The sequence below is a fragment of the Bacillus sp. Marseille-Q3570 genome (genome assembly GCF_946151055.1).
Lineage (GTDB): Bacteria > Bacillota > Bacilli > Bacillales > Fictibacillaceae > Pseudalkalibacillus.
In genome coordinates, this window is sequence record NZ_CAMGYZ010000001.1 from 1 (window position 1) to 24627 (window position 24627).

A 24627-nucleotide genomic window follows, 5' to 3' on the forward strand; every position below is an offset into this window, starting at 1 on the left:
GGTAAAGCCACTAACAACTTTATTCATAAAAGACCATTACGAGTTTGGAGTAGTTATTACTGCTGTATTCGGCTTTAATTTAGTTAAGAGTATTCAAAAAAATAGTTAAGTCCATCTTCAATAAAAGGGGGCAATTCTGTAGTAAAGAATTGTATTCTTTCTTAATGTTAAGGGCCAGATTGTTGAAGATGTAGTTTAGCACTAGTAATGGGGAACCGTACCATAAATAACGGCGAAATGAATCACTCCTTTTACATTGTTATGGTACAATTGTACCCAATAAGACTTATAACGAAATTTAGTTATTGATATATTCTGCCCATGACATATTATGAAACAGTGCTTTAATAAGGAGTTGTGTCAAATGAATAAAAATAAAAGCACAGAAATAAAACGCTCATCAAAAGCAGAAAATATTCTACCTCAGATCAATAGTAAAACCAAGCTAGGCGACTTACGAAAAATCGCGAAGGACATTAAAAAAGATCACGAACTAGCTATGGAACTTTGGTCAACCGAAGAGTTTATGCCCAGACTATTAGCAATCTTAATTATGGACAAAAAACTTCTTTCACAAGATGTGCTAAATAAGCTTGATAAGGATATGCAGACTCACACTTTTGATGAGCGAAATAACTTAATGGATTGGTTAATGGCTAATCAGCTCACCAAAGACAAGAAGAAAATTGCATTGATGGAGTCATGGGAAAATAGTCCTTCTGCTCTTCAAAGGCGAGCTTTCTGGTATTATCAAGGGCGATTGAGATGGACTGGACAAACACCGCCTGATAACACCGCATACTTGCTATCTGCATTAGAAGCTAATATTTCGCAGGAGGAACCGGAAGTTCAATGGGCTATGAATTTCACCGCTGGCTGGATAGGCGTTTATGATGAAAAGAATCGAGCACGTTGTATTAAACTTGGTGAGAAAACGGGTCTTTACAAAGATGAAATAGTATCAAAAGGATGTACCCCCAATTATTTGCCGGAGTTCATTACGATTGAAGTTAACAAACGAATTAATAATTAGTTACCACTGAAAAATTTCATAACGGTTTGATGTTAAAATAAGGGAATTCAAAGCCTCAATATGAAAATTGTAATAGGCTTGGACCGAAAAACAAATAAAACAACGAGTTATGGCAGCAAGTTAGTGAAATATGAAAGGAAGATGTAAAGGATTAACCCACTATCACTTTTTAGTTTGTAGGGCGCTTATCTTTAAGAAGAACAACCGGGCGTATTAAAATGCGTCCGTTATTCTGTAAAAGGGGCTTTAGTTTAATAAGCCCGGAATAAAATAATAGCCGCACACCGATCGTTAAGGATTGAAAATGCGACTTCATTATTATCAAATACTATACGAAACCTAGTGCGATTATTTATGCATTTACATATGCAATTGAACCCGTTAATCTGTCCTCCCGATATTAAACGGAATACGGTTTTTTACTTTGACTCTTTTCTAAAAGATTGTTGCTTAAAAACCCACATTGCGCAAGTTGATTGGAGAGCAAGGTGCGAGACTCCTCGAAAATGAAAAATCGCATTTACTTCGTGTGATGTAACGCTGCCGAAGTATTCCTTGTCCTATGGGCTCACCGCACGCCCCGCGGAAAGCGGGCATCCTCGAGCGGAAATCAACGACTTTTAAAGAAAACTTGGCGAGACCAAGCCTTTTGTAGGTCGAGCCTTAGTTGCCCTTATACTGAAGAAAGTATTTTATACTTTCTTTAAGTGCAAGAGCAACAAAGTTTGCAAAAACAGCCTTTACTTATTGACTTCTCACTGCCTTTGCATCAAACACGAAAGGACCGAACGGTAGTACAGATGCCAGGATTCCAAGCGCAGCTTTTGTAATGGACCAATTTTGATTGAACTTCAAGTAAACAACCATCATACAATAGAGGACGAACAATCCACCGTGGATCGCGCCGACAACAGTTACCGCCATCGGATAGTCCAACATGTATTTTAAAGGCATTGCGATACCAAGCAACAGCAGAAAAGAAACTCCTTCAGAATATCCAACTACACGGAATGCTTTCAACATATTCATCACACGGATCAACTCCAATATTTCATTTCTCAAAGCCATTATAACAGGGACAACTCAACTATTTTCCAAAGTTTTTATACGATTTATGACAATTCAGATCCCAAGTATATTCCACATAAAAACAATAACTTTCTTCCCTTGACAAACACAGTATTTCTTAATAGTATAGGTATAAGTTTTTTAAATAGTTAATTAGATTAGTTGAGATGAGATAAGAGTAGAGTTTGAGAGAGTTGAGGCGAGCTAAGGTACGTTTTACAAATGACGATTCCTTGGACACCCTTATGTCCATGGGATTTTTTATTATCAGTAGGTTTTTGTTACATTTGAAGAAAGTATAAATATCTTTCTTCAATATAAGGGCAACTAAAGCTCAGCCAGCGCTAAAGCTTGGCTTTGCTAAGTTTTCTTTAACTTAATTGTTATATTCGTGTCACTCCGGTAAAAAACAATTAAGAATAACAGAACCTAATCAATAACCTTCATAACCTATACCTCAGCTCTATCAGTACTCCATTATGAGGAGCGTGATAGAGATGTCATTCATTAACCTTCAAATAAGAATGAAATTCATTCCACCTTGAACTTCTTTTGGTCCACACGTATGCAAAAAACACGGATCGAAAGGAGACTACAAATGATTAAAACCCAATTAAAAAAAGCGATGGATGGTAAGACCTTTTCAGAAAATGAAGCCAAATCCATCATGGATCAGATCATGACCGGACACGTTACGTCAAGTCAAATCGCAAGTTTATTGACCATTTTAAAAATGCGCGGAGAAACAGTCGATGAATTGACGGGTTTCGCAAAGTCGATGCGTGAGCATGCTATTACATTCCCGGTAGACATGAACGATACCGTAGATACCTGCGGAACAGGAGGGGACGGTTCCGGAACATTCAATATTTCAACTGCATCAGCGATTGTCATGGCGTCACTAGGAGTGAAAGTTGCCAAGCATGGAAACAGGTCTTTTTCTTCTAAAAGCGGTAGCGCAGATGTGCTCGAATGTCTCAATGTCCCTACCCAATCCGGTGTGGAGGAAGCGATCAAAGCATTGGAAGAATATTCGATGAGCTTTCTATTTGCACCTCTGTATCATCCAGCGATGAAGCATGCAATAGCTCCGAGAAAAGAAATCGGATTCCGCACCGTTTTCAATATATTAGGGCCATTGTGCAATCCAGCTGGGTGCCAGCGACAATTGATTGGTGTCTATGATGCACAATTGGCTCGTAAAATGGCAGAAGTGGTACAACGATTAGGCATTAAGAAAGCAATGATCGTCTCGGGTGACGACGGTCTGGATGAATGTTCGGTGATGTCATCCACAACGGTGCTCGAAGTCACCCCAGATGAAATCAAAACTTATAAAATCAATCCTGAAGACCTTGGTCTCCAAACAGGTAAGTTAAAAGATATCCAAGTGGATTCACCCGAAATGAGTGCAGACCTCATACGAAAGGTCTTCAACAACAGCTCGAATCCTGCAGCAAAAAACATTGTCATTCTGAATGCAGCAGCAGGTCTTGTCGCTGCAGATCGAGCATCCGATTTTTTAACAGCTGTACCACTCGTTAAAGAAGCGATCGAATCAGGACAGGTTGAAGGACATTACCTTAACATGACACATGTGCAGGTGAGGTCCTATGCTTGAACAGATCGTGCAAACAAAAAAGCAAGAACTATCAAATTATCCTAAGACTTTTGAGAAGGTAACATACACGCAGCGTTCGCTGGAAAAAGCGATATCCAACAGCAATCAAAAGCTTGGACTGATCGCAGAGGTGAAGAGGGCATCCCCTTCTAAAGGGATCATCCGCGAGGATTTCCATCCAGTCGATATTGCAAAAACCTATGAAGCGGCAGGAGCAGACGCCATTTCTGTTTTGACTGATAAAACCTATTTTCAGGGTCATCCTGATTATTTGACGCAAATAAAAAAAGCGGTTGATCTACCGGTATTACGAAAGGATTTCATCATTGATCCCGTTCAGGTTGAAGAAAGCAAATCGATGGGTGCGGACGCAATCCTGTTGATTAAAGCTATCCTTGATCCGGTGCAAATGAAAGAGTTGTATCAATATGCAAAAGAACTGGGACTTGAAGTATTGCTGGAGGTTCACTCCAAAGCTGAAGTTGAAGAGGTTTTCAGTCAGTTAACCCCTGAACTTCTCGGCATCAATAACCGGGATTTGAACACCTTCAAAACTTCAGTTTCTCATACAAGGGAAATTGCTTCCGTCATTCCAGAAGAGGTCACTTATATCAGTGAGAGTGGCATCAAAACAAATAAAGATGTGGATCTGGTTCATCAAGCTGGAGCGTCTGGAATTTTAGTCGGGGAGACTCTGATGAGATCCCAGTCGATTTCAACTTGTATTGAAAGCCTATTCCAGGAGAGTTGAGCAATGCCTTATTTGAAAATTTGCGGTATTCGTTCTCAAGAAGATTATGAAACCGTCCGAGAATATGGTGCTGATTATGTCGGCTTCATTTTTGCAGACAGCAAGCGTCGCGTTTCACCAATTGACGTTAGTACGTGGATCAAACCTCATCATCAATTGAAGCATGTCGGGGTCTTCGTCAATCCTGATCTTAACGAAATCGAAGAGACACTTTCACACGTCAAACTCGATGTCATTCAGCTTCATGGTAAAGAATCGAACTCATTTATCAATAAAGTACGGCAAAGTGTCAACATTGAAATATGGAAAGCGTTGCCCCATGGTGAAGGGACACTCCAACAATTAAATGAGTACAACAATGTCGATGGTTTTGTCATCGATACGAAAGTGAAAGGAAAATGGGGTGGAACAGGCCTCAAGTTTGATTGGAACGCTATCCCTGCTTATACCAAAAAAGCCTTGGAGATGAATCAAGATTGCTTCATCGCAGGAGGGATCACCCCAACCAATATCGAGGAGTGTTTATCGTTTAATCCGATGGGAATCGATCTATCAAGCGGGGTCGAGGAAAACAATCGGAAAAGCCCTCAACTTATCAATGATCTTATAGAGAGGATGAATGTATAAATGCAAGCACTTTACCCAGATACAAAGGGACGGTTCGGCCAGTTTGGCGGTCGTTATGTACCTGAAACCTTAATGTTTGCACTTGAGGAGTTAGAAGAAGCTTTCAACAATGCTATGGAAGATGAAGATTTCCAGGAAGAGCTCGATCATGAATTGAATCATTATTCAGGGAGACCCACTCCGCTGACATATGCAGAAAACAGTACGAAACGATTTGGCGGAGCTCGTATTTATTTGAAGCGTGAAGACTTGAACCATACAGGTGCTCATAAAATCAACAACGCCATCGGACAAGTGCTGCTCGCAAAGCGTATGGGAAAAAGTAAGGTTGTTGCCGAAACAGGTGCTGGTCAGCATGGCGTAGCAGTGGCTACAGCTTGTGCAAGATACGGTTTGAGTTGCAAGGTATTCATGGGTGAAGAAGATGTCGAACGCCAATCATTGAATGTGTTCCGCATGAAATTACTGGGGGCTGAGGTGATCTCCGTCCAAAGCGGAAGTAAGACATTGAAGGATGCTACTAATGAAGCCATCCGGTACTGGGCAGGAGCTGTACAGGATACATTCTACTGCATCGGCTCTGTTGTGGGGCCTCACCCATATCCTTATATCGTCCGTAATCTGCAACGGATCATCGGGGTTGAAACGAAACAACAACACAGCACTTTATTAGGAAAGTTACCTGACAGGATTGTCGCTTGTGTCGGTGGAGGAAGTAATGCAATGGGCATGTTCCATCCATTTATTGAAGATGAGGTTGAGCTCATCGGTGTAGAAGCTGGCGGACATGGAATTGAAACCGGGGAACACGCAGCATCGATAACAACAGGATCGATCGGAGTGCTCCATGGATCGATGACATTCTTGAACCAGGATCTGAATGGCCAGATCATCGAACCATATTCGATTTCAGCAGGACTTGATTATCCAGGAGTCGGTCCTGAACACGCCTTCCTAGCAGATTCAAAACGAGTCACCTATAAAACGATTACAGATGATGAAGCCGTAGAGGCGTTGAAAATTTTATCAGAAGAAGAAGGAATTCTGCCTGCTATAGAGAGTGCCCATGCACTTGCTCAGGCGTATAAAGAAGCAGCAGAAATGGATCAGAACCAATCCATCGTTGTCTGTCTTTCAGGACGAGGAGATAAGGATGTCGGAACGATCATGAAAGTGATGAAGGGGGACCAACAATGAATGCACGTTTTGAACAATTAAAGACAAAAGCGAAACCACTGTTCATCCCATTCATCATGGCTGGAGATCCATCACCTGAAGAAACAATCGAGTTGGCACTTCTATTACAAGATGAAGGGGCAGATGTATTGGAGCTTGGCATTCCTTATTCGGATCCTCTTGCAGATGGACCTGTCATCCAAGAAGCTGCCAAACGGGCAAAGGGAATGACGATTGAAAAAGCAATGCAGCTGGTAAAGGAGATGCGAGAGCAAGGGCTTGAGATCCCAGTTCTGATATTTACGTACATCAACCCATTCCTGCAATTAGGGGAAGAGAGTTTTTTCAACCTTGCAAAAGAAAATGACGTTGATGGATTACTGATACCAGATCTACCTTTTGAGGAAAGTGAATCACTTAGACAGCGTTGCCGGGAGGAACACATCAGTTACATTTCATTAGTCGCACCAACAACTTCGCCAGAGCGGTTATTCCATATCGCTCAAGAATCCCAGGGCTTTTTATATTGTGTGTCTTCTCTCGGTGTCACTGGAGAACGGAAGGATTTCCATCCAGAAACGAAGCGATTGTTAAGGGAAGCAAAATCATTTACAGATATCCCGGTTGCATTAGGTTTCGGTATCTCAACACGTACACAATTCATTGAAGTCGGTAAGGTCTGTGATGGCGTCATCATAGGGAGCTCGATCATCCGGAAAGTCCATGAGCTCCATACTGAAGACCCAGACAATTGGAAAAAAGCATTCAAATCGTATATTTCTTCATTAACGAAAGAAAAGACCAGAGTATAGTAAAGGATACAAAAATCGAGATGAGCTGAGCAGAGACAGGAATAGACAAACAGCATGATTCTTTTCCATGTCTCCTTTCAAAAGGAGGTAGTGTTTTGCAACGACTTTCTAAATCCAAACACCCAGAAGATATTATAAATTATGATACAGCAGGCGGCATTCAAATTGCACGTACGCAAACATCACTTGATCCAGCCCAGGCTGTATCCAAAATTTTAAAAGATATTGACCACTATCAGGGAGCGCTTTATTCAAGCAGATATGAATATCCTGGCCGTTATTCTAGATGGGATGTCGGTTTCATCAATCCGCCTCTAGAAATAAAAGCGAAAGGATTGGACTTTACGATCATTGCTTTGAATTATAGAGGTAAAATATTACTTCAAATGATCTCGGAGCGATTGAGTATCATGAATGAAATCGGTTCGTTTGAAAAATCTGATTCACAGATCAAAGCTTCGATTGTGAAATCTGATGCAGTTTATCCTGAAGAGGAACGCAGCAGACAACCATCTATTTTCAACGTCGTCCGAACACTTAAAGATTTATTTTATTCAGATGAAGATTCTTTTTTAGGACTATACGGAGCTTTTGGTTATGATCTTGTTTTTCAATTCGAGTCAATTGATCTTAAACAACAGAGAAATCCCGATGAAGAAGATATCAAACTCTTCTTACCAGATGAAATCGTAGTGGTGGATCATCAATCTGATCATGCCTATCAGCTCTCCTACGATTTTCGATTCGAGTCACTCAAAACGGAAGGATTGAAACGGAACGGTGCACGTAACCCTGACCAATCAATCAACATGACGGAATATGATGAATATCAACCAGGTAAATATGCCCACTTAGTAGATGAAGCACGAAAACGGTTTAAACAGGGTGATATGTTTGAAGTCGTGCCTTCACAAACCTTATATGAAAAATGTGAAACTCCACCGTCAGACGTGTTCGAACGACTGCAGCAAATCAATCCGAGTCCATACGGGTTCATCATCAATCTAGGCGATGAGCATCTGGTAGGGTCTTCACCCGAAATGTATGTACGTGTCGAAGGAAATCGGATTGAAACGTGTCCGATTTCTGGCACGATCAAAAGAGGGAAAAACGCATTAGAAGACGCTGACCAGATCCGGAAACTATTGAACTCGAAAAAAGATGAAGAAGAACTGACGATGTGTACCGATGTGGACCGGAATGACAAGTCAAGGATCTGCTCTCCTGGATCGGTGAATGTCATCGGCAGAAGACAGATCGAAATGTACTCACACTTGATCCATACCGTTGATCACGTTGAGGGGTATTTAAGGCCCGAATTTGATGCATTGGATGCATTTTTGACGCATATGTGGGCAGTAACAGTAACCGGCGCTCCGAAAAAAGCAGCAATCCAATGGATCGAAGACCACGAGGATTCTCCAAGATACTGGTATGGAGGTGCTGTAGGTTGGTACAGTTTCAATGGAGATTTGAATACTGGATTGACTTTGAGAACGATCAGGATAAAAAATCAGACTGCTGAAATTCGGGTAGGTGCAACATTACTTTATGATTCGATTCCTGAAGATGAAGAACAGGAAACACTTACAAAAGCAGCTGGACTTTTAAAAGCGATCCGTGAACCCGTCAAGGCTGAGGATGATCGGAACAACCAGTTGCCCGGAGAGTCGAAGAACGTGTTGATTGTCGATCATGATGATTCGTTCGTCCATACTTTAGCGAACTACTTCAAACAGACTGGTGCACATGTCGTCACCTATCGAGCTGATAAAGCGAGGGAGATGATGCGTGATTCAAACAATTTTGACCTGGTTGTCCTTTCTCCAGGACCCGGTACTCCTGCACAGTTTGACGTATGGGCAACAGTCCGCTTATGTATCGAAAAAAAGATCCCCATCTTCGGTGTATGTCTAGGTTTTCAAGGAATCGTCGAATATTTCGGGGGTAGCTTGGATTTACTGGATTATCCGCAACATGGGAAAACCTCAACCATTACTCAATTGAATTCTAGCAAGATGTTTGAGGGATTGCCGGATCAGTTCCAGGCGAGCCGGTACCACTCGATCTATGCAGAACATATTCCTGAAAGCCTTGTATTGACTGGATTATCCCAGGATGATATCCCTATGGCGGTCGAACATAAATCTCTCCCGATAACCGCCGTACAGTTCCATCCAGAATCAATTGTGAGTTCTGATGGAGATATCGGCCTTCACATCATCTATAACGTGATGAAGCAACTGGATAAATCACTCGAAGAACTTTCAGTATGACGTAGAAGCTGTCCAATAAGTTCCTAAAATGAAAAAGCAACGAGGAAAAGGGTGTTCGTTTTCCTTCGTTGCTTTTTCGTTGAATCAGAATCATTGGAGGCGGCGGAACGGATTCCCGCCACTTTCAATAGATTGTGGACAATTGCACTCGATATGGACTTTGTCAAGCCCCTGCAAGGAAAACCTGTGGAACGACCGATTGCCGTTGGCTACTAGTTCATCAATTTAGAGATAAATTCGGAGTTTTAGAGATAATTCCAGAGTTTTAGAGATAAATTCAGAGTTGTAGAGATAATTGTAAAATTGCAGCGTTTTGGTCCGAGTTGTAGAGATAAACGTTTTTGGCAGGTCAAAATAGCTTCAACAACCTGCTTTCTTCTCTTTACCTAAGTGAGGCTGTCCAAAAAGTGTTCTGACTCTCTCCGAATTTAACAACATTTTATGAAAAATCGTGGTTTTGATTCAAGATGTTGTGTTGGAGGTGTTTGACACGTTTTAACAAGATTCTCCTTATGTCCAGTAGTTATTAGCAACCTTTCTTTTGATAGCAGGATTTCATATTCCTACAATTGAAAAAGTCTAGGAATAGAAAATTGTTTCCTTACTATTTGATAAGATGGACTTACTTAAAGGATCAGAATTTCAACAATCTATTATTACCATCCTATTAAAATGAGGGGAAGGTTTCAGAAGTGCAGCCATTTACTCAAAAAGTGATCTCGATCATTCAAGATATACCTTCGGGTAAAGTTATGACATATGGACAGATTGCAAGACTAGCAGGGAACCCTCGGGGGGCTAGACAAGTTGTGCGCATCCTTCATACGATGAGCCAGGCATATAAGCTGCCATGGCACAGAGTCATCAATGCAAAAGGGGAAATTGCAATAAAAGATGGACAACAAAGAAGTCGCCAATTGAATCTCCTGAACCAAGAGGGAATCAAGCTTTTTAACCAGAATAAAGTGGACCTCTCCGAATACCGTTATGATCCTGACTGGAATGACGTTGATATCATTTAATGCGTTAATTAGGTAGATAGCCTATTTTTTGTGAATGAAGTTTAAACTCTTATAATTTTGTGAACGGTGTTATAACACAAAATGTAAGGGGGGACTGCTATGAAACGTTGGTTATCTTTTTTTCTCGTAATTATCGTACTTGTAATTCTCAACGCATGCGGTGCTGATAATGATGAGGGTAGTGATTCAGAAGACACTTCATTAAGCGGAAAAGAAAATGAAGGGAATACCAGGGATGAAGTCGTACCTATTTCAGTCGAACTGAAGAACGGAGAAGGGGAGAAAGTTGGGACAGCTGATTTGGAACAACAGTTTTCAGGCGTTGTAATCAAGATTAAAGCGTCCAATCTATCACCTGGTAAACATGGTTTCCACATTCATGAAAAAGGAGTTTGTAAAGAGCCGGATTTCAAATCAGCCGGAGATCATTTCAACCCTACTGATGTCAGTCATGGTGAAGAAAAAGATGGTCCACATGCCGGTGATCTTCCAAACCTTCAAGTGGGAGAAGATGGAACGGTAGAAACGGAAATGACCACTGATATGGTTACACTTAAAAGTGGTGAAGAAAACTCATTGATTGGATCTGATGGTACCACATTGATCATTCATGAAGAAGCAGATGATCATAAATCACAACCTTCAGGAGATGCTGGAGATCGGGCAGCATGTGGTGTAATCAGTCACGGTTCATAGATTACCGCTTCCATTTGGCAAAAGGGGCTGACCCAAAAGAAAAGTGTCAGACACCTCCAACACAGCATTTTGTATCAAAAGCATCCTTTTTCCCAAAATGTTGGTAAGTTCGGAGAGATCCCGACACTTATGGGTCAGGCTCTTTCTATTATGTAAAAGCTGCTACAATTGTACCCATTATTGTAAGGGAAACAACATGATATCCAGCGCTTATGAAGAACAGCATAGTATTACGTCCTTCGAATATCGTAGGAGAGATTTCTCGTACGACAGAAAATCCAATACCCGCTAAAAATCCAAGTGTAGCCCCACTCCATAATGAAATGGGGTCAAAAAGTTGTATAAGCATAGACAGGACGTATGCAGATATAATACCACCTATAAAGGTAATCAGGTAACCTAAATTTGCGGTAGAAGAAGAGAAGTCTTCTTTCGTTTTCTTTGCCGTTTCCATCCATTTGTCCGCAAATAAAAGAGGGGAATACCAAAGTGCACCGATCATGGAGTTCGCTACTGCAGCAAGTGCAATTCCAAGAATACTGATTTGCGCTATGTCCAAATGATCATACCCCCTGCCTAAATAGTATATTGGTACCAATAACTTACTAGTATTATAGCATGAATTTTGGCTATCCTATGAATATTTTTAGAATTTTCTGCATAAAATTGACCACTCACCTTTTTCATTTCTAAAAATATGAAAAGGAAGGAGGAGTGGCTGATATGGATGGGAATCTCACATATTTTGCAGCTTTAGTCGCTGGTTTCCTCCTATTGAAAATGTCATTGGGTGGTACATTCTTAGAAAGCTTTGACTCGGCATTGGACATTATCGGCATCATAACAGTTATCGTTTTTGCAGCAGTCCTCATATTCAAAGCTGTCAAGTTGTTGGTAAAAAAGGCATAAAGCTTGCGTTCAAACATGAAAGGCAACCATAATTAAAGTGGTTGTCTCTTTTCATGCCTTTAAGGTATGCGTTAAGGTTGTTTTAAAAAACGGGAAACAAAATCGCTTTCCGTTGATGGTTCATTCAACTTCTATCTGTATTCAATTTGCAGACGAATAGACAACAGTCATTTTTTACTACCATTTGAAAGGGGAGACGCAGTCTTGATCAAACAAGCTACACTGAATGAGCTGGATAAGCTTGCTGAACTATTCGATAAGTATCGTGTCTTTTATGGTAAAACCACTGATATTGAAGAGAGCAGAACATTCCTACGAGAACGGATAAAAAACGAGGAGTCAATAATCTATTTAGCAATGAAGGATGATGAAGTTGACACCATCATGGGCTTTGTCCAATTATATCCGATCTTTACATCTGTTGGTTTGAAAAGGCAATGGTTATTGAATGATTTATACGTAGACCCGGCTTTCAGGAGAAAAGGGATCGGTGAAAAGCTATTATCAAAGGCCGAAGAATTATCCCGACAGACTGCTTCAGCCGGGATTCTTTTGGAAACCGCTCACAACAACACAGGGGCGCAACAACTTTATGAGAAATACGGATACAATAAAGACGAAGATCACTATTATTATTTTTTGGCCACATAATCTCCCTCAGGTTGATGTTATGTGCACTCATAGTGTAAATATCGAATCAGGTACAATATTGGTAGATGCTTCAAGAAATGAGGATATACGATGTGTATTTTATTTATCGCTTATAAAAAACACCCAGAATATAATATCATTGTTGCAGCAAATCGGGACGAATTTTATGAAAGACCTACTGCCAAGGCACATTTTTGGAAGGATGAACCGAACATTTTGGCAGGTAGGGACCTACACCAGATGGGTACGTGGATGGGGGTTACCACAAAGGGACGTTTTGCCGCTTTGACGAATTTTAGGGACCCTTATGAACAAAAGGGGAATAAAATCTCCAGAGGGCAAATTATCCGTGATTATTTATCATCCGCCTCTGCACCAGAAGAATTTTTACATACATTACAAGAACAGCGTAACAGCTATCAGGGCTTTAATCTCATCATCGGAAACACAGATTCCTTATGGTACTATTCCAACATACAAGATGAGATAAAATCATTGTCCTCAGGGATTTATGGACTGAGTAATCATTTCATAGATACACCATGGCCAAAAGTGGAAAAAGGAAAAAATGATCTGGTAAGGTGTATCGAGAAATCAGATTCATTCTCCAAAGAGTGCCTGTTCCAACTTTTGAAAAACAGTGATCCCGCAGATCGAAGTGAGCTACCTGACACCGGTGTAGGAAGTGAATGGGAGCAAAAACTGTCACCAATTTTCATTGAAACAGAACATTACGGAACACGTTCTTCAACTATTATTACATTTGATAATAATGATGTCGTCGATTTTACTGAACGGAGTTTAATTGAAGGGAAAATTGAAACAGTGAACGTGACTTATAATATTAATGAAGGTAAAAAGTAACCGATCGTTCATTGAAAAAACTTTTGACTTATTCAATGACAACACATAAAATGGTAATTATACATCAGTATTTCGGGAGGATTCATTAAAAATGACGCATTCTATGAGACTTCGATTCCTAACTTTGAACCGGTAATTTCATACGTTCAAGGCTCTGTTTGTGTAAACAGAGTAAACGGGATTAGTCTGTCTTTTTATAGAATTCTTCACTAATAACCTACGTTGAAGAGAAAGGTGGATTGTTCTACCTTTCTTTATTTATGTCCTTTGTAATAGTTCTTTTTCCAGATTATTTCTTAATCGAATAAGGAAAGGCTTTTTCCGTTTACTCCAAAAACACAGGCAGATGCTTGTGTTTTTTTCAATTAAATTAAACGGAGGCGTGTCCAATGGAAAAAATATGTATACAATTAGAAAAAATCGAAATATCATTTTTAGATCGCGTTATCTTAAAAGTTCCAAAGCTGGCTGTACATCAGTTTGACAGAATAGGGATTGTTGGAATGAATGGGGCTGGTAAAAGTACATTGTTGAAACTGATGGATGGGCGACTCGTCCCTGATAAAGGGCAAGTGAAAAGGTTCATAGAGTTCTCCTACTTTGATCAAGTTGCCAGCCCAATTGATGCTGAAGTCGATTATGAAACGAGCGGTAAGCTGTCAATCCCGAAGATACCTATTGATAACTTCAGCGGTGGAGAGCTTACAAGGCTTAAGCTCGCTCAAATCTTCTCTACCTATAAAGAAGGTCTGTTGATCGACGAACCGACAACACACCTCGATGAAGCGGGCACTCAATTTCTAATCGAACAACTCAACTATTATTACGGAGCACTGGTACTTGTAAGCCATGATCGATATGTATTGGATCAACTAGTCACTAAAATCTGGGAAATTGAAGGAGCAGCTGTTACGGAATACTCCGGGAATTATTCCGATTATGTGGAACAAAAAGAACGTCAGCGGAAACAACAACAAGAGAAGCATGAAAGGTATGAAAGGGAGAAGGTGCGGCTATTAAGAGCTGCAGATGAAAAGATGAGAAAGGCAGAAGCAATTACACAGGCGAATAGTCATTTATCAAAAAAAGAAGCGAAAGCTAAAGCAAATAAGATGTTCATGACAAAATCAAAAGATACCAGTCAGAAAGGAGTTCAACGGGCTGCAAAAGCGATCGAACAACGTGTATCACAACTCGATGCAGTTGAGGCACCGAAAGAAGAACAGAAGCTTCGTTTCAACCAGCCGTCCACGTTGAAATTGCATAATAAGTTCCCCATCATGGCCAATGGGTTAACACTGATGAACGGGGGAAAGATGCTCCTTCATGAAGCGAGCTTTCAATTTCCATTAGGCAAAACAATAGCGATCAAAGGCCCTAACGGTTCAGGAAAAACGACCTTACTGAAACATATTTTTGAAAATAGAGAAGGTCTAGATATATCGCCAAAAGCGGTCATCGGCCACTATCAACAGATGAGCTATCAGTTTAAGAAGGATGAAACTGTCCTAAATTTCATTAAAGTGAGAAGTGATTATGTTGAAAGCAGGATCCGAGCCGTACTCCATACTATGAATTTCAAAGGCTCTGACTTGAAAAAGTGTGTGAAAGAATTGAGCGGAGGAGAAGCGATCCGCCTTGAGTTGTGCCGCCTATTTTTGGGGAGATACAATATCCTGATACTTGATGAACCAACGAATTTCTTGGATGTTCATTGTATCGAAGCGTTAGAGTGTTTTTTGAAAGGTTATGAAGGAACAGTATTGCTCGTCTCCCATGATCGAACGTTCATAGACCGGGTGGCAGACTGCGTTTATGAAATCGAAGATAATAAATTGGTAATGAAATGATTGTATAAGGACACAAAGCAACTGATCTAGTCACAGTCAGTTGCTTTATGTTTTTACCTGTCTTAATTTGTTAATGGGGGTTTAAGTTTTAATCATTTTTCTTATTGCCATCTTTTTCATTTAACAGATCATCATCTGAAGGTGCAAATTCCTCGCCAACCTCTGTGGCATATTTTTGAACATCAACATCCGCTTTTGACGGTCGTAAAGGGTTTGTGACTTCGATGAAAATGTGATACACAAATTCTGAAATCGCAATAAACAGGGCAGCCAGGGCAGCACCCCAAAATTGGTTGGCGGCAGTATCGATATAGGGATCGGCAAAAAGCCAAAACACAATAAAAACTAAACCGAGATCCGCAATCGTGGCAATGAAATTACCCAGTTTCTTCAATACATATAAATCCCCAATGACATATCCGACTACCGTAATCAACACTGACATCCAAAATATATTTCCAATCGGCACACCGAAAAATACGGTCAGTGTGACATAAGCAATACATATGGTTATCAGGAACTTTGAAAGTATAGCTACAATGTGTCGTACATTCAATGTAATAATCTCCTTTATTATGAATTTGCCTATCCCTATTTTCACCAAAGTCTTTCGTATTATTTATTCTGCAGTTCATTTTTCCGGGATTCATGCATATTCAAATAGGGATTAGGCTTTATCCAAAGGCTCTGTCAGTTTTCATTGCTGACTTCGGCCTGCGAGCAATCCCCGATCCTATTCCAAAAGGAGAGATTACAAATGAAACTCTCATTGTTCACCAATCCGCTTCCGACTCCAAAAGTGCTAAGACCGATATATAAAAAAGATGGGATCCAATACTACGAAGTTACAATGAAGCAAGCCTATCAAAACCTGCATAAAGATTTGCCAGATACAATCATTTGGGGTTATCAGGGGATTTATCCTGGGCCATTGATTGAAGTAGAAAAGAAACAAAACGTGCAGGTGAAATGGATGTGCGATTTACCTGGCGAGATGCTTTTGCCACTGGACAAAACTGTACATGGTGCCCATCCTCCAACTCCGGAAGTACGTACTGTCGTCCATCTTCATGGGGCAAAAGTTCGCCCGGAAAATGACGGTTATCCTGACGCATGGTTTACAACAAATTTCAACCAAGTAGGGCCATTTTTTACGACTGAAATCTACGAATATCCGAATGATATGGACGCAACGATGCTTTGGTACCATGACCATGCAATTGGTATCACTAGACTTAATATTTATGCAGGATTAGCAGGCATGTATATTATTCGTGATAAAAACGAACGCAATCTTAACCTGCCTGAAGGAAAGTATGAAATCCCGTTGTTGATCCAAGACCGGGCATTCAATCCAGATGGGACATTGTTCTATCCTGCTAAACCTGGAGACCAGAATCCACCAGTTTTTCCCTCTGTTGTTCCCGAGTTTTTTGGAGATACGATTCTCGTAAACGGAAAGGTATGGCCATATCTTGAAGTGGAACCTCGTAAATACAGACTACGTATGGTTAACGGATCAAATGCACGATTTTTTCGGTTATCGTTAAGTAACGGGGCCTCGTTCTACCAAATCGGGACTGATGGTGGACTCATGGAGTATCCGGTTGAAATCAAAGAGTTTTTATTGTCTCCTGGTGAACGGATCGATGTCATCGTGGATTTTTCTTTGTACAAAAACCAGACAATCACGTTGAAAAACACAGCCAAAGCACCCTTTCCGGAGGGAGATGCTCTAGATCCTTCTACTACTGGGCAGATCATGCAGTTTAAAATCACGATTCCCATAACAGGTATAGATACCAGCGTCATCCCGAAGTACCTTAGAAAGATCAAATGGCTTGTTGAAAAGAAGGCGATGAAAGAGCGTTTTCTAACGTTAGTACATCTAAAAGATGAATACGGACGTCCGCTTATGTTGTTGGATGACAAGCGGTGGGATGATCCTATTACTGAGAAACCAGGATTAGGTACAATAGAGATTTGGAATTTCATCAATATCAGTGAGGATTCACATCCGATCCATCTGCATCTCATCCAATTTCAAATCTTGAGCAGACAGTCTTTCGATGTTGATTTTTACAACGAAACTGGTGAACTTAAATTTACGGGTGAGAAGGAAGGACCATTAAAAACGGAAAAGGGATGGAAAGATGTCGTGAATGCCCATCCAGGTGAGGTGACCAGGATCATTGGGAAGTTCCAGCCATATGCAGGCCGTTACGTCTGGCACTGTCACATGCTGGAGCATGAAGATCAAGAAATGATGCGCCCTTATGAGGTGATAGAAAGACCAGTTTTTCCACGATTATTAAAAAAATTCATAGGTTATAAAAGAACATAGGCGAGATTAAAATAGCTTTCCAATATCGTGATCATTATTAGATGACAAGTCTTCTTATTAGTGTCATGCAACGTTTTCGGAGACCTCTTTCATGAAGTGACCCGAACCCAACCATGCTGATAATGCAAACATAAGGTAGATGGCTTGTGTTGGATGGTTCCCCTGAAGCAACAATTGTAATCCGACTCCGATTCCTAATGAAGGGATGACGATCAACAATGTGCGCATGATCCTTTCAAACCCTTTATTACGGGGGAGTGGCCAGATCCTGGAGAAAATCACTCCTAAAGCCACCCCGAGAGCTGATACAATGATGATCTGAAAAATCACTGTTGGGGTAGGAAACGGCCATTCTGCAAGAAAGTGACCGATCAGATAAAATAATTCCAAGAATAATGCAATCCCTAGGGCTTTTCGAATGACTTTCAAATCCAAATATGGTTGAAACATATATAACCCTAGAGTTACTATTCCAAAGAATACTGTCATGAAAATTCCTCCTTTGAAAAGGGACTCTGATAAACCGATTGTTTTATGTATGGCGCAGACCAAAACATCAATTTTGTTTTGATCTGCTTTTTTGTTTTGGATGTGTGTTCGTGAATAGAAACGGACACCATGAGCGTTACATCAACAACTTTTAAAGAAAACTTGGCGAACCAAGCCTTTTGTAGGTTGAGCCTTAGTTGCCCTTATACTGAAGAACGTATTTTATACTTTCTTTAAGTGCAAGAGCAACGAAAACAGCCTACAAAAAAAACTCTGGTGTCCGTTAGCGGTCTTTCTGGAACTGTCAACAGGAATCCTGAGAATTCCCCCTAATGCGGTGCCCCAAAGGATCAAGTCATCCAGTCTTGTCCATCACTTTCGGAACGCGGATATCTTCCACCATCTGTTGGATTTCTTCTGGTGGTGCAGCTGTGCGTCTCGATACAATGAAGGAGATGATGAAGTTCAAGAGTGCTCCGACGACACCGATCCCTTGTGCTGTTATACCGAGGAAGCTCTCGATTACTGGGGTCTCTGTGCCGAATACTTGCGGCGAGCGCATTAGTAGAATCATGATGACTGTAAATGCTAATCCGACTGACATCCCCCAGATGGCGCCTTCACGATTCATCCTCTGATCGAAGATTCCCAGCAAGATCGCGGGGAATAGGCTAGCTGCTGCCAGACCGAATGCAAATGCAACAACTTCACCGACAAACCCTGGTGGATTGACACCGAAATAGCCGGCAACGATGACAGCAAGGAAAATCATGATCCTACCGACTTTGAGCCGTTGCTGTTCACTCGCATTCGTTTTGTAGATTCGATAATAGATGTCATGTGAAACGGCACTAGACATTGCAAGCAAAAGCCCCGAAGCAGTTGATAGCGCAGCGGCAAGTCCTCCTGCTGCAACAAGGGCTATGACAATAGGCGCGAGCTCAGCAACCTCCGGTGTGGAGAGTACAATGATATCCGGATCAATCGTCACTTCATTCGATGCTGTGTCGGAAGAAAAGGCTAAAACCCCATCACCATTCTTATCTTCCAATGTCAATAAACCCGTTTCCTCCCATTTCGTTACCCAGGCTTCTTCACGGACCTGTTCAATTGATTGATCATTGAAACTGTTGATCAAGTTATATTTCGCAAATACTCCGATTGCCGGAGCAGTTGTATAAAGAAGGGCGATGAATAACAACGCCCACCCAGCTGACCATCGAGCTGCACGGACATTTTTCACAGTATAGAAACGGATGATCACGTGGGGAAGACCGGCTGTCCCAATCATAAGAGCAAGGGTGACTGCGAATACATTCAGTCCAGACATGTCCGTAAATGGTGCAACATATTCTTTCAAGCCGAGTTCAACCTGTAATACGCTCAACTCTTTTGCGATGTCACTGAACGTAAGGGCTAACTGCGGCACAGGATTACCAGTCAGTTTGAACGAAATCGCAATGGCTGGAATCAAAAAAGCGACGATCAGAATCGAATACTGCACCACCTGCGTCCAAGTGATCCCTTTCATCCCTCCAAGCACAGCGAAAAATGCGACAATTGCCATGCCGATGAGGACGCCGACAACAATATCCACTTGTAAATATCTACTGAAAACGATCCCGACACCACGCATCTGACCCGCTACGTATGTTAAGGAGATGAAGAGTGTCGCGACAGCTGCTACTGCTCTGGCACCGTTGGAATAATAGCGGTCCCCGATAAAATCCGGCACGGTATACCTACCGAACTTCCGTAGATAGGGGGCAAGAAGAAGTGCAAGTAGAACATATCCACCTGTCCAACCCATCAGATAAATCGTACCATCGTAACCTAAGAAAGAAATCAGGCCAGCCATCGAGATGAAGGATGCGGCTGACATCCAATCTGCTGCAATTGCAGCGCCATTGGCTGCTGCTGGTATATCTTTTCCTGCTACGAAAAAGTTACTGGTATCTTTTACTTTTGAACGCCAACCTATATATAAGTAGATGGCAAATGTAAGGATGACAAGGGTCAATGTAAGAGCTTCTACACTCATGTCGATACCCCCTTGTCCTTAGACGAAGAGTCTTCTGTCAGGATCACTTCCTGAACATCATACTCCTTATCCAGTTTGTCCATTCGAATTGCATAATAAAAGGTCAATATCAAGAATGTGATGATCGATCCTTGCTGTGCAAACCAGAATGCCAGAGGAACACCAAAGAACTGAATCTCACTAAGAGGTTTTGCAAGAATAATTGCAGCAACTAAAGAAACGAGTGCCCAGATCACTAGCAAAATTCTGATCAAACGGGTATTTTTCTTCCAATATTCCTTTTGCTTGTGCGACAAATCCTGCTGTGTTTCTTTCATTTCCAGCACCTCCATAAATGGTTCCGTGACAAATCGGACTTATTACCGCAGCTAAAAGATCACGCATTAATCACCACCTTTCAGATTACACCACCCTCAAATCGACTTTATCTCTCTATACCCAAGATTATACATCAGTTATTTGAAAGTTCAAAATATTTAAAAATAATCGATATGAATTGATAATACAATTAATATTTTCCAAGTTTCATTTCAATTAAGAGATTCCTCACCAAAAATCAGCATGTATCTTATAAACAGGCAATATAGTAAAAGTAGATAGGCTAATTAAGCAAAAATACGAGACAGCGATTTTCGTAATAAAGGAGAGGTGTCAAATGCTGCATATCGTCGCTTGCATCAAGCAAGTGCCTGATACGAAAATCATCAAGATGAACCCTAAGACAAACACGATGGATCGGGCAAGTGCGCCAGCGATTTTGAATCCATATGATGCACATGCCGTTGAGGAAGCAGTACGAATAAAGAACAGATATGGCGGTACAGTTTCAGTATTGACGATGGGACCGCCGCCAGCAGTAAAGGCAATCAAGAAGTGTATTGAAATCGGTGCTGATGAGGGGTACATGATTTCAGATCGCAGGTTTGCTGGTGCGGATACATTGGCAACTAGTTACGCCTTGACAAAAGCCCTGGAGAAGATTCAGAAAATCAAACCAGTGGACCTGATTCTATGCGGGAAGATGACAATTGATGGTGATACTGGACAAGTCGGGCCAGGAATCGCACGCCGTCTTGATATTCCTCCGCTGACCTCAGTGAAAAAGATGGAGGAAGTCAACCATGACACAGGACATATCATTGTTCATCGAAAAATAGAAGATGGACATGAGGTGATCGAATCCAGCCTTCCATGTTTGTTGTCAGTTGAAAAAGAAATCAATGAAGTTCCTTACTCTCCGTTCCCTAACATGATCAAGGCAGCAAGATATGAACCCCATATCTGGTCTGTGGATGATCTGGAAGATGTAGATATCAAACAGCTTGGATTGAAAGGGTCACCAACCATTGTAGCGAAAGTTTGGGCACCACCAAAACCTGAAGGCGGGAAAATGCTTGAAGGAAGCGCAAACGAACAAGTCGATCAAATCCTATCCGTCATTTTAGAAAAGAAAGAACTATTTGAAGCGAAGGGGGGATCTTGATGAATCTTGAAGATTACCATGGCGTTTGGGTTTTTATCGAAGAGCAAGAAGGAACGATTGCTCCTGTTTCAATTGAATTATTAGGAGCAGGAAGACGATTGGCGGATAAAAGAGGTGTAGAACTCGCCGGCGTGATCATCGGTAATCAAGTGAAACCACTGGCAGCAACTGTATTCGAATATGGTGCAGATGTCGTCTATGTATATGACCAGACCATTTTCAAAGATTATCGGACTGAATCTTACATGAAAGCCCTTCTGCATTGTTGTGAAACGTATAAACCGGAAATCATCCTGTTCGGAGCAACCTCCACCGGAAAGGACCTGGCGAGTGCAGTAGCGACTGACTTACCTACGGGATTGACCGCTGATACGACTGAATTGGACGTAGAGGAAGATACAGGACTTTTACTGGCCAGCCGGCCTGCATTCGGCGGGAATATCATGGCGACGATCCTATGTAAGAAATACCGTCCGCAAATGGCTACCGTACGTCCCAAAGTGATGAAAGCGTTGGACGCTGAACCTGGCAGGACTGGAAAATTGATAGAAGAAAAGATTGATATAAAAGAAGAGGATATCCGTACGAAGGTATTGGAAATCGTTAAAGCGACTACCAAAAAAGTCCGGATCGACGAAGCAGATATCATTGTCGCAGGTGGGAAGGGGCTCGGCAGTGAAGAAGGTTTCCAGCTGGTCCATCGCCTGGCGGAAACGCTCGGTGGCGCTGTAGGAGCAAGCCGTGATGTGGTTGAAGCTGGATGGATCGAGCACCATCATCAGGTTGGGCAAACAGGGGTCACAGTTACACCAAAGATCTATTTTGCAATTGGCATTTCAGGAGCGATCCAGCACCTCGTCGGTATGAAAAACTCCAGTATGATCATTGCGATCAACAAAGATCCAGATGCTCCGATTTTCGAAGCATGCCATTATGGAATCGTAGGGGACGCCTTCGAAATCATACCACTACTCATCGAACAATTCAGCCATGCATTGGAAAAAGAGGAGGTCAATCATGTCGGAGAGGTTTGATTGTATTGTTGTCGGGGCTGGACCTGCTGGAATCGCCTGTGCCTATGAACTTGCCAAAGGCGGTGCAAAAGTACTCCTCATCGAGCGTGGTGAATATCCAGGTTCCAAAAATGTAATGGGGGGTGTTTTATACCGTCAAATGATGGAGGACGTCATTCCAGAATTTTATAAAGAAGCCCCATTAGAGCGCCCGATTGTTGAACAGCGATTCATGATGATGGATAAGGAATCTGCCGTCACATTTGGATATAAAGGATTGGAATGGGGGAAAGAACCATACAATAACTTCACTGTACTGCGCGCGAAATTCGACCAATGGTTTGCATCAAAAGCCGTGGAACAGGGAGCTTTGCTCATCAATGAAACAGTAGTGACGGAATGTATCGTTGAAGAGGGAAGAGTTGTCGGTGTCCGAACCGATCGTCCTGATGGGGATGTTTACGCTGATGTCGTCGTGCTTGCTGATGGTGTCAATTCCTTATTGGCAAAATCGCTTGGTTTCCATAAGGAGTACCGTCCGGATGAAGTGGCACTGGCTACAATGGAAATTTTGAAGTTGGATAAAAAAATCATCGAAGACCGTTTCAACCTCGAACCGAACCAGGGTTGTACCATCGAGCTTTTCGGTGATGCGACAAAAGGGATCCTTGGTACAGGCTTCCTCTACACGAATAAAGATTCGTTAAGTATTGGCGTCGGTACGTTATTATCCGGGCTCATCAAGCATAAAATCAGACCATATGAATTACTTGAATATGTGAAGAACCATCCGATGATCCGACCTTATCTCCAAGGAAGTGAGCAGCAGGAATATTTGGCTCATCTCATTCCTGAAGGTGGTTATAAGTCTATGGGCAAGGTCGTAGGTGATGGCGTCATTGTTGTTGGTGATGCGGCCCAACTCGTCAATGCGATCCATCGGGAAGGTTCCAACCTCGCCATGACATCCGGCAGGATCGCCGCAGAAACCGTCCTTTTAGCGATGCAAGCTGGTGATTTTTCAGAAGCGTTATTGGATCGGTACCGCGTCAAGTTGTTGAATAGTTTCGTAGGCCAGGATATGAAGAAATACAAAGATTCGACTCACCATTTCGATAAGTTCCCGCAGTATTTCGATCAATATATCCCGATGGTGAATAAGGCTGCAAGTCAGATGTTCACGGTAGATGGAAAATCGAAATGGGAGAAGCAAAAGAAAATCTTCAAGGACATCGGATCTCCTCGGGAAAAAATCAAAATCGCTCGAGATGTTTATCGGGCTTGGAAGGTGATGAAATAATGAGCGAAGAAAAGAAGAAGGGACAGTCCATCGAAGAAAAGCAGTACCTCGTCCGTTTCAACGCTGACACGAAATCTCATCTCCATGTGAAAAATCCAGAGATATGTATGACAGACTGTCCAGATAAAATATGCACGATTTTCTGCCCGGCAGAGATTTATAAGTGGGAAGACATCCGGATGCATATCGGCTATGAAGGTTGTCACGAGTGTGGAAGCTGCCGGATTGGATGTCCGCATGAAAATATCGACTGGGTCTATCCCAAAGGCGGCCATGGAATCATTTTCAGGTTGGGGTGATGTGATAAAAAGTGTGGGAGCGATATTGTAGCTCTCACATTTTTTTGTGCACGGAAGTTTATTGATCAGAAAAATTGCCGCTTGATGCAATTCCCAAAACAAAGTAGAGTGCTCCAATTTTGTAAATTCTCAGCTTATGTTTGTAAATTTGTTAGGTATTTCAAAAACAGTGAGTAATTTGGAAAATGTAGCGACTCGGAAAAATGAGGGGATAGTCAGAAGGTGGAGATAGGGGGACCAGCTTTTTATGTAAATTCTTTCTTTGTACATTGTTTCACATATATGTTCAAAAAGAGAGGGAA

25 protein-coding genes are annotated in these 24627 nt (G+C 41.7%); 19 read left to right on the forward strand and 6 right to left on the reverse strand.

What is annotated here, in order from left to right; translation table 11 throughout:
- Positions 1-364: 364 nt before the first annotated feature.
- Positions 365-1033, forward strand: coding sequence for a DNA alkylation repair protein (locus N8M93_RS00005; RefSeq protein WP_261128852.1), 669 nt, complete (start codon positions 365-367; stop codon positions 1031-1033).
- Positions 1034-1777: 744 nt separating this feature from the next.
- Here N8M93_RS00005 and N8M93_RS00010 read toward each other — a convergent pair.
- Positions 1778-2062 (reverse strand): DUF3817 domain-containing protein, encoded by a 285-nt coding sequence (locus tag N8M93_RS00010; protein ID WP_261129657.1) that lies wholly within the window; start codon positions 2060-2062, stop codon positions 1778-1780.
- A 637-nt stretch (positions 2063-2699) separates the two neighbouring features.
- Here N8M93_RS00010 and trpD point away from each other — a divergent pair.
- The 8 genes from trpD to N8M93_RS00050 all read left to right on the forward strand — a co-directional run bounded on the left by trpD (position 2700) and on the right by N8M93_RS00050 (position 11082).
- The gene (gene trpD / locus N8M93_RS00015) at positions 2700-3722 is read left to right on the forward strand and encodes an anthranilate phosphoribosyltransferase (protein ID WP_261128853.1); all 1023 of its coding nucleotides are present in this window, start codon (positions 2700-2702) and stop codon (positions 3720-3722) included.
- The gene (gene trpC, locus N8M93_RS00020) at positions 3715-4473 is read left to right on the forward strand and encodes an indole-3-glycerol phosphate synthase TrpC (RefSeq protein WP_261128855.1); all 759 of its coding nucleotides are present in this window, start codon (positions 3715-3717) and stop codon (positions 4471-4473) included. Before trpD ends, trpC begins: the two co-directional genes overlap by 8 nt.
- A gap of 3 nt (positions 4474-4476) precedes the next feature.
- Positions 4477-5100: a phosphoribosylanthranilate isomerase gene (locus N8M93_RS00025; protein WP_261128857.1), complete on the forward strand. Its 624-nt coding sequence runs from the start codon at positions 4477-4479 to the stop codon at positions 5098-5100.
- The gene (trpB, locus tag N8M93_RS00030; RefSeq protein ID WP_261128859.1) at positions 5101-6297 is read left to right on the forward strand and encodes a tryptophan synthase subunit beta; all 1197 of its coding nucleotides are present in this window, start codon (positions 5101-5103) and stop codon (positions 6295-6297) included.
- On the forward strand, positions 6294-7088 hold the full coding sequence (gene trpA / locus N8M93_RS00035) for a tryptophan synthase subunit alpha (RefSeq protein ID WP_261128860.1): 795 nt from the start codon (positions 6294-6296) through the stop codon (positions 7086-7088). The genes trpB and trpA overlap by 4 nt, the downstream gene beginning before the upstream one ends.
- Before the next feature lie 95 nt (positions 7089-7183).
- On the forward strand, positions 7184-9364 hold the full coding sequence (locus N8M93_RS00040; RefSeq protein ID WP_261128861.1) for an anthranilate synthase component I: 2181 nt from the start codon (positions 7184-7186) through the stop codon (positions 9362-9364).
- 692 nt (positions 9365-10056) lie between these two features.
- The gene (locus tag N8M93_RS00045; RefSeq protein ID WP_261128862.1) at positions 10057-10386 is read left to right on the forward strand and encodes an MGMT family protein; all 330 of its coding nucleotides are present in this window, start codon (positions 10057-10059) and stop codon (positions 10384-10386) included.
- 99 nt (positions 10387-10485) lie between these two features.
- Complete coding sequence (locus N8M93_RS00050) at positions 10486-11082, forward strand: superoxide dismutase family protein (RefSeq protein WP_261128863.1); 597 nt, start codon at positions 10486-10488, stop codon at positions 11080-11082.
- Between the two features lie 148 nt (positions 11083-11230).
- Here the strand turns inward: N8M93_RS00050 and N8M93_RS00055 are convergent, their stop codons facing one another.
- Positions 11231-11641, reverse strand: coding sequence for a DUF1761 domain-containing protein (locus N8M93_RS00055; protein WP_261128864.1), 411 nt, complete (start codon positions 11639-11641; stop codon positions 11231-11233).
- 164 nt (positions 11642-11805) lie between these two features.
- Between N8M93_RS00055 and N8M93_RS00060 the strand changes: the two genes are divergently transcribed.
- The 5 genes from N8M93_RS00060 to N8M93_RS00075 all read left to right on the forward strand — a co-directional run bounded on the left by N8M93_RS00060 (position 11806) and on the right by N8M93_RS00075 (position 15356).
- The gene (locus N8M93_RS00060; RefSeq protein WP_261128865.1) at positions 11806-11991 is read left to right on the forward strand and encodes a hypothetical protein; all 186 of its coding nucleotides are present in this window, start codon (positions 11806-11808) and stop codon (positions 11989-11991) included.
- A gap of 204 nt (positions 11992-12195) precedes the next feature.
- Positions 12196-12642 (forward strand): N-acetyltransferase, encoded by a 447-nt coding sequence (locus tag N8M93_RS00065; RefSeq protein ID WP_261128866.1) that lies wholly within the window; start codon positions 12196-12198, stop codon positions 12640-12642.
- Positions 12643-12732: 90 nt separating this feature from the next.
- Positions 12733-13506, forward strand: a complete 774-nt coding sequence (locus N8M93_RS00070; protein ID WP_261128867.1) for an NRDE family protein — start codon at positions 12733-12735, stop codon at positions 13504-13506.
- 91 nt (positions 13507-13597) lie between these two features.
- A complete protein-coding gene (locus N8M93_RS22830) occupies positions 13598-13642 on the forward strand; it encodes an erythromycin resistance leader peptide (protein ID WP_396125353.1) in 45 nt (14 codons plus the stop codon).
- A 253-nt stretch (positions 13643-13895) separates the two neighbouring features.
- Positions 13896-15356 (forward strand): Msr family ABC-F type ribosomal protection protein, encoded by a 1461-nt coding sequence (locus tag N8M93_RS00075; RefSeq protein ID WP_261128868.1) that lies wholly within the window; start codon positions 13896-13898, stop codon positions 15354-15356.
- An 88-nt stretch (positions 15357-15444) separates the two neighbouring features.
- Here N8M93_RS00075 and N8M93_RS00080 read toward each other — a convergent pair whose 3' ends face one another.
- Complete coding sequence (locus N8M93_RS00080; RefSeq protein ID WP_261128869.1) at positions 15445-15912, reverse strand: YndM family protein; 468 nt, start codon at positions 15910-15912, stop codon at positions 15445-15447.
- A 201-nt stretch (positions 15913-16113) separates the two neighbouring features.
- Here N8M93_RS00080 and N8M93_RS00085 point away from each other — a divergent pair, with 201 nt between their 5' ends.
- Positions 16114-17700, forward strand: coding sequence for a multicopper oxidase family protein (locus tag N8M93_RS00085; protein WP_261128870.1), 1587 nt, complete (start codon positions 16114-16116; stop codon positions 17698-17700).
- 63 nt (positions 17701-17763) lie between these two features.
- Here N8M93_RS00085 and N8M93_RS00090 read toward each other — a convergent pair whose 3' ends face one another.
- The 3 genes from N8M93_RS00090 to N8M93_RS00100 form a co-directional block, all read right to left on the reverse strand.
- Positions 17764-18189, reverse strand: a complete 426-nt coding sequence (locus N8M93_RS00090) for a hypothetical protein (RefSeq protein ID WP_261128871.1) — start codon at positions 18187-18189, stop codon at positions 17764-17766.
- A gap of 355 nt (positions 18190-18544) precedes the next feature.
- Entirely contained in the window at positions 18545-20230 is a 1686-nt protein-coding gene (locus tag N8M93_RS00095; RefSeq protein WP_261128873.1) for a sodium:solute symporter family protein, read from the reverse strand.
- Positions 20227-20547, reverse strand: coding sequence for a DUF4212 domain-containing protein (locus N8M93_RS00100; protein WP_261128875.1), 321 nt, complete (start codon positions 20545-20547; stop codon positions 20227-20229). Before N8M93_RS00100 ends, N8M93_RS00095 begins: the two co-directional genes overlap by 4 nt.
- A 338-nt stretch (positions 20548-20885) precedes the next feature.
- Here N8M93_RS00100 and N8M93_RS00105 point away from each other — a divergent pair, with 338 nt between their 5' ends.
- From N8M93_RS00105 to N8M93_RS00120, 4 genes are read left to right on the forward strand one after another with little or no spacing between them, the layout of a single operon-like run.
- Entirely contained in the window at positions 20886-21713 is an 828-nt protein-coding gene (locus N8M93_RS00105; RefSeq protein ID WP_261128876.1) for an electron transfer flavoprotein subunit beta/FixA family protein, read from the forward strand.
- Complete coding sequence (locus tag N8M93_RS00110) at positions 21713-22747, forward strand: electron transfer flavoprotein subunit alpha/FixB family protein (RefSeq protein WP_261128878.1); 1035 nt, start codon at positions 21713-21715, stop codon at positions 22745-22747. Before N8M93_RS00105 ends, N8M93_RS00110 begins: the two co-directional genes overlap by 1 nt.
- Positions 22731-24026 (forward strand): FAD-dependent oxidoreductase, encoded by a 1296-nt coding sequence (locus N8M93_RS00115; protein WP_261128879.1) that lies wholly within the window; start codon positions 22731-22733, stop codon positions 24024-24026. The genes N8M93_RS00110 and N8M93_RS00115 overlap by 17 nt, the downstream gene beginning before the upstream one ends.
- On the forward strand, positions 24026-24325 hold the full coding sequence (locus N8M93_RS00120) for a ferredoxin family protein (RefSeq protein WP_225064517.1): 300 nt from the start codon (positions 24026-24028) through the stop codon (positions 24323-24325). The genes N8M93_RS00115 and N8M93_RS00120 overlap by 1 nt, the downstream gene beginning before the upstream one ends.
- The last annotated feature ends 302 nt before the right edge of the window (positions 24326-24627 follow it).

What these genes read in the sequence shown, in the direction of transcription:
- N8M93_RS00005 (WP_261128852.1), top strand. Translation starts at nt 365, where the DNA reads ATGAATAAAAATAAAAGCACAGAAATAAAACGCTCATCAAAAGCAGAA.
- N8M93_RS00010 (WP_261129657.1), bottom strand. Translation starts at nt 2,062, where the DNA reads ATGAATATGTTGAAAGCATTCCGTGTAGTTGGATATTCTGAAGGAGTT.
- trpD (WP_261128853.1), top strand. Translation starts at nt 2,700, where the DNA reads ATGATTAAAACCCAATTAAAAAAAGCGATGGATGGTAAGACCTTTTCA.
- trpC (WP_261128855.1), top strand. Translation starts at nt 3,715, where the DNA reads ATGCTTGAACAGATCGTGCAAACAAAAAAGCAAGAACTATCAAATTAT.
- N8M93_RS00025 (WP_261128857.1), top strand. Translation starts at nt 4,477, where the DNA reads ATGCCTTATTTGAAAATTTGCGGTATTCGTTCTCAAGAAGATTATGAA.
- trpB (WP_261128859.1), top strand. Translation starts at nt 5,101, where the DNA reads ATGCAAGCACTTTACCCAGATACAAAGGGACGGTTCGGCCAGTTTGGC.
- trpA (WP_261128860.1), top strand. Translation starts at nt 6,294, where the DNA reads ATGAATGCACGTTTTGAACAATTAAAGACAAAAGCGAAACCACTGTTC.
- N8M93_RS00050 (WP_261128863.1), top strand. Translation starts at nt 10,486, where the DNA reads ATGAAACGTTGGTTATCTTTTTTTCTCGTAATTATCGTACTTGTAATT.
- N8M93_RS00060 (WP_261128865.1), top strand. Translation starts at nt 11,806, where the DNA reads ATGGATGGGAATCTCACATATTTTGCAGCTTTAGTCGCTGGTTTCCTC.
- N8M93_RS00070 (WP_261128867.1), top strand. Translation starts at nt 12,733, where the DNA reads ATGTGTATTTTATTTATCGCTTATAAAAAACACCCAGAATATAATATC.
- N8M93_RS00075 (WP_261128868.1), top strand. Translation starts at nt 13,896, where the DNA reads ATGGAAAAAATATGTATACAATTAGAAAAAATCGAAATATCATTTTTA.
- N8M93_RS00085 (WP_261128870.1), top strand. Translation starts at nt 16,114, where the DNA reads ATGAAACTCTCATTGTTCACCAATCCGCTTCCGACTCCAAAAGTGCTA.
- N8M93_RS00090 (WP_261128871.1), bottom strand. Translation starts at nt 18,189, where the DNA reads ATGACAGTATTCTTTGGAATAGTAACTCTAGGGTTATATATGTTTCAA.
- N8M93_RS00095 (WP_261128873.1), bottom strand. Translation starts at nt 20,230, where the DNA reads ATGAGTGTAGAAGCTCTTACATTGACCCTTGTCATCCTTACATTTGCC.
- N8M93_RS00100 (WP_261128875.1), bottom strand. Translation starts at nt 20,547, where the DNA reads ATGAAAGAAACACAGCAGGATTTGTCGCACAAGCAAAAGGAATATTGG.
- N8M93_RS00105 (WP_261128876.1), top strand. Translation starts at nt 20,886, where the DNA reads ATGCTGCATATCGTCGCTTGCATCAAGCAAGTGCCTGATACGAAAATC.
- N8M93_RS00110 (WP_261128878.1), top strand. Translation starts at nt 21,713, where the DNA reads ATGAATCTTGAAGATTACCATGGCGTTTGGGTTTTTATCGAAGAGCAA.
- N8M93_RS00115 (WP_261128879.1), top strand. Translation starts at nt 22,731, where the DNA reads ATGTCGGAGAGGTTTGATTGTATTGTTGTCGGGGCTGGACCTGCTGGA.
- N8M93_RS00120 (WP_225064517.1), top strand. Translation starts at nt 24,026, where the DNA reads ATGAGCGAAGAAAAGAAGAAGGGACAGTCCATCGAAGAAAAGCAGTAC.